The sequence below is a fragment of the Pseudoalteromonas sp. ND6B genome (genome assembly GCF_000764215.1).
In the GTDB taxonomy this organism is placed as follows: Bacteria; Pseudomonadota; Gammaproteobacteria; order Enterobacterales; family Alteromonadaceae; genus Pseudoalteromonas; species Pseudoalteromonas tetraodonis.
Genome location: NZ_JQFL01000057.1, coordinates 19,561 through 31,385, shown reverse-complemented (window position 1 = coordinate 31,385; position 11,825 = coordinate 19,561). Strand labels below are relative to the sequence as shown.

General features: G+C 41.5%; 12 protein-coding genes. 5 read left to right on the top strand and 7 right to left on the bottom strand.

Annotated elements, in window-relative coordinates:
- Positions 1-2: 2 nt before the first annotated feature.
- On the bottom strand, positions 3-602 hold the full coding sequence (rnhB, locus tag ND6B_RS06640; protein WP_008110956.1) for a ribonuclease HII: 600 nt from the start codon (positions 600-602) through the stop codon (positions 3-5).
- Positions 592-1,749 carry a lipid-A-disaccharide synthase gene (gene lpxB / locus ND6B_RS06645; protein ID WP_033103772.1) on the bottom strand — a complete coding sequence of 386 codons (1,158 nt, stop codon included), beginning with the start codon at positions 1,747-1,749 and terminating at the stop codon, positions 592-594. Before lpxB ends, rnhB begins: the two co-directional genes overlap by 11 nt.
- 292 nt (positions 1,750-2,041) lie before the next feature.
- On the opposite strand from lpxB, the gene ND6B_RS06650 reads away from it, so the two are divergent.
- Genes ND6B_RS06650 through cydC form a run of 5 tightly spaced genes read left to right on the top strand, consistent with a single transcriptional unit; the run spans position 2,042 to position 8,432 of the window.
- Positions 2,042-3,625 (top strand): cytochrome ubiquinol oxidase subunit I, encoded by a 1,584-nt coding sequence (locus ND6B_RS06650; protein WP_033103771.1) that lies wholly within the window; start codon positions 2,042-2,044, stop codon positions 3,623-3,625.
- Positions 3,622-4,761, top strand: a complete 1,140-nt coding sequence (gene cydB / locus ND6B_RS06655) for a cytochrome d ubiquinol oxidase subunit II (protein ID WP_013465417.1) — start codon at positions 3,622-3,624, stop codon at positions 4,759-4,761. Before ND6B_RS06650 ends, cydB begins: the two co-directional genes overlap by 4 nt.
- Before the next feature lie 12 nt (positions 4,762-4,773).
- Positions 4,774-4,938, top strand: a complete 165-nt coding sequence (gene cydX / locus ND6B_RS06660; protein ID WP_013465418.1) for a cytochrome bd-I oxidase subunit CydX — start codon at positions 4,774-4,776, stop codon at positions 4,936-4,938.
- Complete coding sequence (gene cydD / locus ND6B_RS06665) at positions 4,928-6,703, top strand: thiol reductant ABC exporter subunit CydD (RefSeq protein WP_033103770.1); 1,776 nt, start codon at positions 4,928-4,930, stop codon at positions 6,701-6,703. The genes cydX and cydD overlap by 11 nt, the downstream gene beginning before the upstream one ends.
- On the top strand, positions 6,696-8,432 hold the full coding sequence (gene cydC / locus ND6B_RS06670) for a thiol reductant ABC exporter subunit CydC (protein WP_033103769.1): 1,737 nt from the start codon (positions 6,696-6,698) through the stop codon (positions 8,430-8,432). The genes cydD and cydC overlap by 8 nt, the downstream gene beginning before the upstream one ends.
- Here cydC and ND6B_RS06675 read toward each other — a convergent pair.
- The 5 genes from ND6B_RS06675 to ND6B_RS06695 form a co-directional block, all read right to left on the bottom strand.
- Positions 8,429-8,836, bottom strand: coding sequence for a septal ring lytic transglycosylase RlpA family protein (locus ND6B_RS06675; protein WP_033103768.1), 408 nt, complete (start codon positions 8,834-8,836; stop codon positions 8,429-8,431). The two genes, cydC and ND6B_RS06675, sit on opposite strands and share 4 nt — an antisense overlap.
- 178 nt (positions 8,837-9,014) lie before the next feature.
- Positions 9,015-9,785, bottom strand: a complete 771-nt coding sequence (lpxA, locus tag ND6B_RS06680) for an acyl-ACP--UDP-N-acetylglucosamine O-acyltransferase (protein WP_013465422.1) — start codon at positions 9,783-9,785, stop codon at positions 9,015-9,017.
- A 2-nt stretch (positions 9,786-9,787) separates the two neighbouring features.
- Positions 9,788-10,240, bottom strand: a complete 453-nt coding sequence (gene fabZ / locus ND6B_RS06685) for a 3-hydroxyacyl-ACP dehydratase FabZ (RefSeq protein ID WP_008110974.1) — start codon at positions 10,238-10,240, stop codon at positions 9,788-9,790.
- Positions 10,241-10,267: 27 nt separating this feature from the next.
- Positions 10,268-11,290 (bottom strand): UDP-3-O-(3-hydroxymyristoyl)glucosamine N-acyltransferase, encoded by a 1,023-nt coding sequence (gene lpxD, locus ND6B_RS06690; RefSeq protein ID WP_033103767.1) that lies wholly within the window; start codon positions 11,288-11,290, stop codon positions 10,268-10,270.
- Positions 11,291-11,297: 7 nt separating this feature from the next.
- Positions 11,298-11,816 carry an OmpH family outer membrane protein gene (locus tag ND6B_RS06695; RefSeq protein ID WP_008467513.1) on the bottom strand — a complete coding sequence of 173 codons (519 nt, stop codon included), beginning with the start codon at positions 11,814-11,816 and terminating at the stop codon, positions 11,298-11,300.
- Positions 11,817-11,825: the final 9 nt, after the last annotated feature.

Sequence of the window (11,825 nt, the reverse complement as noted above, 5' to 3'; positions counted from 1 at the left end):
AATTACTCCTTACCCGAAAGCGCAAGCACACGCTGCACAGGTTTAAAGCTCTTGCGATGCTCATCTATCGCACCGTATTGTTCAAGCGCTGCAAAATGTGCCTTAGTTGGATACCCCTTATGCCCTGCAAACCCATATTGTGGGTAGCGCGCATCAAGTTCTATCATTTCATCATCCCGTGCAACTTTTGCTAAAATAGACGCGGCTGATATTTCAGCAACTAGGCTATCGCCTTTTACCACCGCTTGTGCGGGCATTGCTAATTTAGGTAAACGGTTACCATCAACAAATACAAATTCAGGCACTGTGCTAAGCGCTTCCACCGCGCGGCTCATAGCAAGCATGGTGGCCTGTAATATATTTAACTCATCTATTTCACTAGGGCTACAACGGCCAATGGCGTAACACAGTGCTTTTTCTTTTATTTCGATGGCTAATAATTGGCGCTTTTTATCGGTTAATTTTTTAGAATCGGCAAGGCCTGCGATTGGTTTTGCGGGATTTAAAATAACAGCGGCTGTAACCACATCGCCCACCAGCGGTCCACGACCAACTTCATCCACACCGGCTATTAAGGTTACATTGGGTCGTTCAATTTGCATCTATTAACTCCGCCACTGCATTTGCAGCTTGTTTACTTGCATCTAATCTAATTTTTTCATGTATAGCTAAAAAGCGTGCTTTTAATTCTTTATTATCGCTATTGAGCATAGGAGTGAGCGCCGCGGTTAAATTAGCCACATTACACTCACTTTGTAAAAACTCTGGTACTAACTCTTCGTCTGCCAATAAATTGGGTAGCGAAAAATATTTAATATTAAAGGTAAATAAGGTTTTAAAAATCCAATAACTCATGGGTTTAATTTTATAACCAACCACCATTGGCTTTTTATATAACATGCCCTCAAGCGTTGCTGTACCTGATGCAAGCAATATAGCATCGGCGGCTTGCATGGCTAAATTTGATTGCCCATCCAGTAAGTTAACATTAAGTGAGGGCGCTGTGGCATTTAAAATAGCAATAAACTGCGCTTTGCGCTTTGCGTTCACCAGTGGCACAACGACTTTAAGCGCAGGGTTCTGCGCTTGTAACTGCGCCGCTGTTTTTATGTAAGTTTCGCTTAACAAGCCCACTTCTGAGCCCCGGCTCCCGGGCAATAACGCTAACACCTTATCATCAGCACTTAAGCCTAGTTGGCTGCGGGCTTGGCTATCGTCGTGCTTAAGTGCAATGTCGTCAGCTAATGTATGACCTACAAAAGTACACGGTACTTGGTGTTTGTCGTAAAATTCTTTTTCAAAAGGCAATAAAGCCAATACTAAGTTAGTTGCTGCACTTATAGTGTGAATACGTTTTTCACGCCACGCCCACACTGAAGGGCTTACGTATTGCACGGTTTTGATGCCTGCGTCTTTTAACGGTTTTTCTACACGTAAATTAAAATCGGGCGCATCAATACCAATAAATACATCAGGAGGGTTATTAACAAAGTGCTGCACGAGTTGTTTGCGGATTTTTAGCAAGCGCGGTAAACGGCCTAGGACTTCAACCAAGCCCATAACCGACAACTCATCCATATCAAACAGCGTTTTGCAGCCTTGAGCTTGCATTTTAGGGCCTGCAATACCTTCAAAAGTGGCATCAGGAAAGTGTATTTTAAGCGCTTTTATGAGCCCTTCACCTAAAATATCGCCCGACAGTTCACCTGCCACAATACCAATTCGTAGTTGTTTTTTATCTTTTTTCATTTGCTATTTTTTCACAAGTAAACCCGGCGTTCATACCGATTAGTTTACCGTGTTTTAAGGCTAGGTTAAACGCTTAAAACACACCACTTTTTTCTAACTTACTCTTAATTGATGATTGCGTATTTTATAGACTGATGTAATGTCATAGTATATTAAAGTTTTCTAATATACATATTGACAAAAATTGTACAAACGCTAATAATGATGCAAACTTTCAGAAATTACTGAAAGTTTATTAAAACATTAACAATTGCTTTGTGCTGTCACTGCATCACAACCAAAGGAGCCAAAAATGATAGATGAAACCTTTGTGGATCTATCGCGATTACAGTTTGCTGTCACCGCTCTATTTCATTTTTTATTTGTGCCGTTAACAATCGGTATGACCTGGATTTTAGTTATCATGGAATCGGTTTATGTTATGACCGGTCGCGAAATTTATCGTGATATGACTAAGTTTTGGGGCAAGTTATTTGGTATTAACTTTGCTATTGGCGTGGCGACGGGCCTCACCATGGAATTTGAGTTTGGTACTAACTGGTCGTATTACTCGCACTATGTGGGTGATGTATTTGGTGCGCCACTGGCCATTGAAGGCTTAATGGCCTTCTTTTTAGAATCAACCTTTGTGGGAATGTTCTTTTTAGGTTGGGATAGGCTCTCTAAACGCCAGCATTTAGGGGTCACATTTTTAATGGCGCTGGGCACAAATATGTCTGCGCTGTGGATTTTAGTCGCTAATGCGTGGATGCAAAATCCAGTAGGGGCTGAGTTTAACTATCAAACCATGCGCATGGAAATGACTAGTTTTGCAGAGCTAGTATTTAACCCTGTAGCGCAAGTTAAGTTTATTCATACTGTGTCTGCAGGTTATGTTGCTGCATCTATGTTTGTGCTTGGGATTAGTAGCTGGTACATATTAAAAAGACGTGATTTAGCATTTGCTAAACGTTCGTTCTCGGTGGCATCAGGCTTTGGTTTAGCCTCTATTTTGTGTGTTATTTTACTCGGTGATGAATCTGGCTACGAAGTCGGTGAAGTACAAAAAGTAAAACTCGCGACCATAGAAGCTGAATGGCATACCGAAGAAGCCCCTGCCGCCTTTACAATGCTCGGTATTCCTGACTCAGAAGAGCAAGTCACTCATGCTGCAGTAAAAATTCCCTACGCATTAGGGATTATTGCAACTCGCTCACTTGATGAGCAAGTGATTGGTATTTCAGATCTTGAGAAAAAACACGAAAAGCGTATTCGCAATGGCATGATTGCTTATGAATACCTAGAAAAACTTCGCGCAGGTGACGACACCCCTGCAAATATCGAAAAGTTTGATAACGTCAAAGATGATTTAGGCTATGGCTTATTACTTAAACGTTACACTCCTAATGTGGTAGATGCCAGCGAGGCACAAATACAACAAGCCGTTAAAGACTCCTTCCCTAAAGTGGGCCCTATGTTTTGGTCATTTAGGATTATGGTTGGCTGTGGCGTAATTATGCTTGGCGTATTCATCCTTTCTTTTTATTACAACGCCCATCGTATTATTGAACAAAAACGTTGGTTGTTGTGGGCGGCGGTATTGAGCATTCCTCTGCCTTGGATTGCTATTGAATTTGGTTGGATTGTGGCTGAATATGGCCGCCAGCCATGGGCTATTTCTGAAGTATTACCGACCTTTTTAGCAACGTCATCGCTGACGGTAAATGATATTTTAATTAGCTTAACTGGTTTTATTGTTTTCTATACTGGATTGGCGATTGTTGAAGGATGGTTAATGATTAAATTTATTAAGCAAGGCCCAAGCTCTTTGCATACCGGTAAGTACCATTTTGAATTACCTGATCACAGCACGGCTGCTAAAGGAGAACTATCATGATTTTTGATTATGAAACATTAAAAATGCTCTGGTGGTTAATTATTGGTGTGCTGTTAATTGGTTTTGCCATTACCGATGGTATGGACATGGGCGTTGCCATGTTACTGCGTATTGTGGGCAAAACAGACAGTGAACGGCGTACCGTTATTAATACCATTGGTGCCCACTGGGATGGTAACCAAGTATGGTTTATTACTGCAGGCGGAGCTTTGTTTGCAGCGTGGCCTATGGTTTATGCGGCAGCGTTTTCTGGTTTTTACTTTGCTATGATGCTGGTGTTATTTGCATTATTTTTTAGGCCTCTTGGCTTTGATTATCGCTCTAAAGTTGACTCTAAACGCTGGCGTAATAACTGGGACTGGGGCTTGTTTGCCGGTAGTGCCATACCTGCGCTGGTATTTGGTGTCGCGTTTGGTAACTTGTTTTTGGGTGTACCGTTTAATATCGATAATTTATTAAGAGTCAGTTACCAAGGGTCGTTTTTTGCTTTACTTAATCCGTTTGCGCTCATTGCCGGCTTAGTTAGTATTACCATGTTAATTGCACACGCGGGAATGTGGCTACAACTGCGCACCGCAGATCAGGTCGCTGAGCGCTCAGGACAATACGGTCGCTACTCATTACTTGCCTTTATAGTGTTATTTGCGGCGGCTGGTGTGTGGGTTGCCAACCTAACGGGCTATCAAATTGTTTCTATGGGTGATACTCAAGGCCATGCAGATCCACTGGCAAAAGTAGTCACAACCGCCCAAGGCGCATGGCTTAATAACTACAGCGAACGCCCATGGACAATGACCTTCCCTATTTTGGCATTTGCAATGGCACTGTGTGCACTGCTGTTTTCTAAAGTAAATAAACCCGCTTTAGGCTTACTGGCAACCAGTGTGATGTTAATTGGAGTGATTATGACCGCGGGCGTTTCGTTATTCCCATTTATCATGCCCTCAAGTAACAACCCTGATATTAGCTTAACCATTTGGGATGCGGTATCAAGCCACAGAACACTCAATGTTATGTTTATTGCTGTGGTTATATTTGTGCCACTCATTTTAGCCTACACCACGTGGTGTTATGTAAAAATGTGGCGCAGAGTGACGGTTGATGAAATTGAAAACAACCCTCACGGCAGCTATTAAGGAGACTAAATTATGTGGTATTTCGCGTGGATTTTAGGTGTATTACTTGCCTGTACCTTAGGCGTAATAAATGTAATGTGGTATGAGTTTCATCAAAATAAAAACAGCATTGCTGATGATGAACAAGCCACCCATGATTTATTAAACGAGCATAATACAACTCATAATGACGACTAACCCCCGACCTAATCGCGCGCAGCAACAGTCTCTGCGCGCTTTTTTAAAGCAGCAAAGTAAGCCGGCAGCAATGTGGTTAAAGCTAAGCATTGCCCTAGGTACAGTTAATGCGATTTTAATGATTGCAGGCGCTTATTTACTTGCACAAACCATTCATGATGTGATGTTTGAAGGGCGTAATTTAGCCCAAGTAACCCACTTTTTATGGCCTTTAGCGGGTATTATTTTACTGCGCGCCATTTTTTTAGCGTTAAGTGAGCGCTTAAGCGCATTTGCAGCGCTTAAAATCAAATCGGCTATTCGCCAAACTTTACTCGATAAACTCACGCTACTTGGGCCAAGTTATATAGAGCAACACGGCCAAGGCGCTACGCTCAACACGCTGCACAATGGTGTAGAAGCACTGCATGACTACTATGCAAAGTACTTACCAGGGGTTGCCTATAGTGCGCTTATTCCTCTGGCAATATTAGTGGTTATATTTCCGACCGATTATAAAGCGGGACTGATATTTTTATTAACCGCACCACTTATTCCGTTTTTTATGATTCTAGTTGGTCATAAGGCAGAAGCGCTTAACCAAAAGCGCTGGCAACAACTGGCGGTATTAGGCAACTACTTTTTTGACCGCATACAAGGGCTTACCCAACTAAAATTGTTTAATGCTACGCGCAAAGAGCTAAAGCAAATAGCCCAAATTTCAGATGATTTTAGGCATGCAACGCTAAGCGTGTTAAAAATTGCTTTTTTATCTTCTTTTGCACTGGAGTTTTTAGCCACAATTAGTGTGGCACTGGTAGCGGTTATTATTGGTTTTAGATTATTTTTTGGCACGCTCGATTTTGCAACCGGCTTTGTAGTATTGCTGCTAGCGCCTGAATTTTACTTACCGCTTCGCCAATTAGGCAGCCATTATCATGCGCGCTTACAAGGAATGAGTGCTGCTGCAGATATGCTAATCATTTTAAATGCACCACTGCCATCAAAAAATAATAACCACACAGCTCATATAAACATGGAGGGTAACAGCACTATCAGCGTCCATGATCTCAATTTTAGTTACCCTAATAGCAATGAGGGAATTAATAATATTAATTTAACCCTGCCAAGCACAGGACTAGTAGCCATTGTGGGAGCTAGCGGCTCAGGTAAGAGCACCCTACTTGATTGCATGCTTGGTTTTCACCCAGAAGTAATACAACACATATCCATTGACCAACAACCATTGACGACAGCCGATATAAGCCAATTACAACAAAACATTGCCTGGATCCCACAAAAGCCAACCTTATTTTACGACACCATTGGCGCTAATATAAAGCTAGGTAACCCAGGCGTTTCAAATGCAGCACTTGAGCAGGCGGCGCAGCAAGCTGGTGCGCTGGAATTTATTAACGACTTACCTGATGGGTTTAACACATTAATAGGTGAACAAGGCGAAGGGCTCTCTGGAGGACAAAAGCAGCGTATTGCTTTAGCTCGTGCATTTTTAAAAAACGCCCCTATTTTAATGCTTGATGAGCCAACCGCTCATTTAGACAGTCAAACTGAACAGCTCATTCAAAACGCTATTGCTGAGTATGCAAAAGAACACTTAGTGATCACCATAGCGCACCGCTTAAATACAGTAAGAAATGCCAAACAACTTATCGTTATGGAAAACGGTGCCATCGCTCAGCAAGGCGACTTTATAACGCTCAGCCAGCAAGCTGGCGAATTTGCAAAGCTGCTGCAAACAGCGCAACATGGAGCGACTAATGACTAACTTTATTCGTTTACTTAAATTGTGCCGCCCTCATTATAAAGCGATGCTTCTAGGGACGTTTCTAGCGTCACTCACGGTGCTAGCTAATGTAGGCTTACTCGCTATTTCCGGCTGGTTTTTAGCTTCTATGGCTGCCGCAGGAATTGCAGGCGTCCATATGAACTACTTTACCCCAGCTGGCACCATTCGTTTTTTGGCGATTGTGCGCACCGCCTCACGTTACGCTGAACGCTTAGTTACTCACAACGCCACATTTTTATTGTTAAGTGAAATACGAGTAAATATGTTCGCCACACTCAGTAAACTTAATAACCTTGATTTGGCTATGAGCCGCAGTGCCGATTTAGTTAACCGCTTACAAAATGATGTAGACGCACTAGATAAATTTTATTTAAATGTGTTGCTACCGATGTTGGTAGCCTTACTCACTGTGCCTATTATTATGCTGTTTATGTCTGCTTACAGCCCAAGTGTAGCCTTAATTTGCTTTACGGGTATCGTTGTTATTGGGGTGGTTATACCCGCTATATTGAGCAGACAATTAGATAAAAACAGCCACCAAGAAACATTACTCAGCGCCCAATTAAGAGCTGAGCTATCTGATACCTTAACGGGTCTTAGAGAACTAAATATTTACCAAGCTCGAAACCAACAACTCACTAAGTGTGATCAGTTAAGTAAGCAGTATAACCAGCAATTATTTATTCGTCATAAGGCTCTTGGCAATGCTGATGGTTTGAGCTTACTCATAGTACAACTGGCTATGCTCGCCAGCATTGTCACTATTGTGCCGCTGGTGTTTAGCGCCGAGATGGTAAATGTTGAATTGGCGATGTTGAGTTTGTTTGTACTGGCCAGTTTTGAAAGCGTATTGTTACTACCCAACGCGTTTATTGAACTACCTAATGTATTAAAAGCAGCTGAGCGACTATTTACCCTTGAAGATAAAGTACTGAATAAAAACGAGATACCTTCACAGATTATTGATTCACATAATAAAAAATGGACACTTTCGCTAAATAAAATTAGCTACCACTATGGCCAAAAGCAGGCATTAAATAATGTGAGTTTTGAGCTACCTGCAAAGCATAAAGTGGCGATTGTTGGACGAAGCGGCAGTGGTAAAACAACCTTAGTGAATTTACTAAGCGGTTTATGGCCTCTGCAACAAGGTGCAATTAGCTTACAAAACGAAAAAGAAACAATAAACCTGCATAATTTAAATAATGAAAGCCGTGCAAAAACATTAAATATTTTAGCGCAGCAACATCATATTTTTGATGGTACATTAAGCGATAATCTTGCCTATGCGGCACCTGATGCAACACCGCAACAAATGACAGCGGCGTTAAAACAAGCCGAGCTGGGTAACTGGTTTAGCGCGCTAAAAGAAGGCTTAAATACTCGTTTAGGTACAGGGGGACGCAGTGTCTCTCAAGGCCAGTCAAGACGCATTGCCTTGGCACAAGCGCTGCTGCAACAACCCGCCATTGTAGTGCTCGATGAACCCACTGAAGGGCTCGATAATATTTCTAAACAAGCCGTTATGAACAGTATTTTACAGCTAAAAGAGCATGCTAGTGTATTAACAATTACTCATGATCCAGCGTTGTTATCGCAAATGGATAGTGTCATCTGGCTAGACAGTGGACAAATCATCGCTCAAGGTTCACATCAACAATTGCTCAATGAACACCCTGACTATGTGGCGTTAACGACCCGCTTTTAGTCCTTAGCAGTATTACTTTTATCAATAACGGTGACCGTTACATCAATAACGCCGACTTTAGGGTCGGCTATTTTTTTAAACATCGCCTTAGATAAATCAATAATTCGCCCCCGAATATAAGGCCCCCTGTCATTAATTCTGATCACTACAGACTTATTATTAGCAATATTGGTAACTTTCACTTTTGTACCAAATGGGAGTCTTAGGTGCGCAGCCGTTGCCGCCTGTTGGCTAAAACGTTCGCCATTAGCCGTGGTTCTGCCATGATATTTGTCTGCATAGAATGATGCTTTACCTCGCTCTGACATATCACTTTGTTGATTATTTATTTGCCTTGGCGCAGTACTACAAGCAGTTAACATAACCAATAGCATTGAAAGCAATACTAACTTTATCCGTTTCATTATTTATACTTTATAGGAAAATGTGTAGGGAGTGTAATAAGGTAAGCCTGAGTAGAGACTGAATTTAATAAAAATAGCAACATGCACTTCATGGCTGAGTTATTAATCAAATATCAGCTAATAAAAAACCACCTTGATTACTCAAAGGTGGTTTTTTTATAAATTAAAATGCTCTTTATTAACGCACGATACCGCGCTCTGAGCTTTTAACAAAATCAATCATCAGCTGCACCGCTGGGTATTTTTCAGCGTCTTCTGAAAGCGATTCTATCGCTTCATCAACGCCTAGGCTCTTACGATAAAACGCCTTGTATGCGCGGCGTACTGCCATTATCTCATCGCTTTCAAAACCACGGCGTTTCATGCCTTCGGTATTGATTGCAGCAGGACCTGCTGGCATACCAATGGTGGTAACAAAAGGAGGTACGTCTTTATTTACACCAGAATACATACCAACAAATGCATGAGCACCAATTTTACAAAATTGATGCACACCTGAGTTACCCGCTAAAATAACCCAATCACCAACATGAACGTGACCCGCTACACTGGCATTATTTGCAAAAATAACGTTATCGCCAATCACCGCATCGTGTGCAACGTGAGTGTAAGCCATAAATAAGTTATTGCTACCTATTTTGGTAACACCTTCATCTTGGATTGTACCGCGATGAATAGTCGCACATTCACGAATAACATTATTGTCGCCAATAATTAAGCTTGTTGGTTCGTTGTTATATTTTTTGTCTTGGCAGGCTTCGCCCACAGAAGCAAACTGAAAAATATGGTTACCAGAGCCAATAGTAGCAGGCCCTTTAACAACAACGTGAGACTCAATAATACAGTCATCACCAATAACAACATCATTACCGATGTAACTGTATGGTCCAACTGACACATTGTTACCAAGTTTTGCACCCGGTTCGATTATTGCCGTAGCATGGATCACAATTAAAACTCTCTTCTAGCACACATGATTTCGGCGCTACACACTGTTTTGCCGTCAACTTTAGCTTCAGCCGCAAATTTCCATATGTTACGACGCTCTTTTAAAAACTTAACATGAAGATGCATGGTATCACCTGGCACAACCGGCTGCTTAAAACGAGCATTGTCTACGGCTGCAAATAGGTAAAGTTCGTTTTCACTACGATTTTCAACCGTTTTAAACCCTAATAGACCCGTTGCTTGTGCCATTGACTCTAATATTAGCACACCAGGAAAAATCGGCTGGTTTGGGAAATGGCCGGTGAAAATGGGTTCATTAATCGATACGTTTTTAATTGCATGTAACGATTCACCAGGGGTGAAATCTATAACGCGATCAATCAGTAGCATCGGGTAACGGTGCGGTAATAAACTTAAAATTTCTTGAATATCAAGGCTATTTAATTCGTTTGCCAAAATAGCATCCTTATTAGTGTTCAACGTTCATGACTTATTCAATGCTTCAAGCGCTTTTAGACGTGACTTCATGTCTGAAAGGTTACGCAAATGAGCAATTGATTTTCGCCATTCTTTGTTAGTCGTATGAGGCATACCGGATGAGTAAATACCCGGTTCGGTGATTGATTTAGTCACCATACTCATACCAGTAATTATAACACCATCACATACAGACATGTGACCGTTAATTGCGCTCATGCCGCCAATCTGGCAATTTTTACCTATGCTGACACTGCCTGCAAGTACAGTACAACCGGCAATTGCAGTGCCTGACTGAACTTCAACGTTGTGTGCTATTTGACACTGATTATCAATAATAACGTTACTGTGAATAATAGTATCATCGAGTGCACCACGATCTATGGTGGTGCTTGCACCAATTTCGACTTTATCGCCAATGATCACTGAGCCTAGTTGTGGAATTTTAAGCCACTGACCACGTTCATTCGCATAACCAAAACCGTCGCTGCCAATAACAGTATTCGCTTGAAATAAACAGTCTGCGCCAATCTCAACATCATGATAAACGCTCACACTTGACCATAGTTTGGTGCCTGAGCCTATTTTAACACGTTCACCAATAAAACTGTTCGGACCAATTTGTACGTTATCGCCAATCACAGCGTCAGCTTCAATTACAACATTCGCGCCTATGGCTGCGCTTTTACTAACTTGCGCACTGGCATGTATAACCGCACTTGGGTGTATACCACTAATGGCACTACGTGGCGTGGTATCCATTAACTGAGCGAGTTTGGCGTAATTCACATACGGATTGGCGACGATGATTTTGTTGCCTGAAAAATAAGGCGCATCCTCAGGACTCAGTATCACAGCACTGGCTTGTGTTGTTTCAAGCTGAGAGCGATATTTCTTGTTCGCTAAAAATGCAATATGCCCAGTCTGGGCATTTGCAAGTGTTGCTATTTTTTTAATTTCTAAAGCGCCATCACCTTGTAGCTCGGCGCTTAGAAGTTCCGCAATTTGCGAAAGCGTATAATTTTGCATAGATTAATTATTTCTTACTTACAGCGTCTACAACTTTTTCAGAAAGATCAGTTACTTCTTTAGGGTTAAAGTAAATTGTTGTGTCTTTTACTTTAACTTCGTCGAAGTCGCCTTTTTTAGCAATCTCTTGGATTGTTTCAATGATTAGAGTCTGAACTTTAGCCAACTCTTGATTTTGGCGTGATTTAATTTCTTGCTCTAGAGGACGACCTTTTTCAGCAAGATTTTTTTGCATACCTTGAATTTTATCACGTAATGCGTCTTTTTGGTCTTGACTCATTGTAGTGCTTTCACGCTTAAACTTTTCAGCTTCAAAGCGAATGTCACCTTGTAACTTTTCAAGCTCTTGACGACGCTCTGCAAACTCAGTTTGCAGAGACTGTTCAATTTTAGCCATTTGTGGAAGCTGCTTGTAGATTTCTTGCATATCTACAATACCCACTTTATGAGCAAAAGCGTTAACTGATGTACCCATCATAAGTGTAGCTAAAACGGCAACTGCTGTTGATTTGAATAATTTTTTCACAATAAACTC

What these genes read in the sequence shown, in the direction of transcription:
- lpxD (WP_033103767.1), bottom strand. Translation starts at nt 11,290, where the DNA reads ATGCAAAATTATACGCTTTCGCAAATTGCGGAACTTCTAAGCGCCGAG.
- lpxB (WP_033103772.1), bottom strand. Translation starts at nt 1,749, where the DNA reads ATGAAAAAAGATAAAAAACAACTACGAATTGGTATTGTGGCAGGTGAA.
- ND6B_RS06675 (WP_033103768.1), bottom strand. Translation starts at nt 8,836, where the DNA reads ATGAAACGGATAAAGTTAGTATTGCTTTCAATGCTATTGGTTATGTTA.
- cydC (WP_033103769.1), top strand. Translation starts at nt 6,696, where the DNA reads ATGACTAACTTTATTCGTTTACTTAAATTGTGCCGCCCTCATTATAAA.
- ND6B_RS06650 (WP_033103771.1), top strand. Translation starts at nt 2,042, where the DNA reads ATGATAGATGAAACCTTTGTGGATCTATCGCGATTACAGTTTGCTGTC.
- cydD (WP_033103770.1), top strand. Translation starts at nt 4,928, where the DNA reads ATGACGACTAACCCCCGACCTAATCGCGCGCAGCAACAGTCTCTGCGC.
- cydB (WP_013465417.1), top strand. Translation starts at nt 3,622, where the DNA reads ATGATTTTTGATTATGAAACATTAAAAATGCTCTGGTGGTTAATTATT.
- cydX (WP_013465418.1), top strand. Translation starts at nt 4,774, where the DNA reads ATGTGGTATTTCGCGTGGATTTTAGGTGTATTACTTGCCTGTACCTTA.
- rnhB (WP_008110956.1), bottom strand. Translation starts at nt 602, where the DNA reads ATGCAAATTGAACGACCCAATGTAACCTTAATAGCCGGTGTGGATGAA.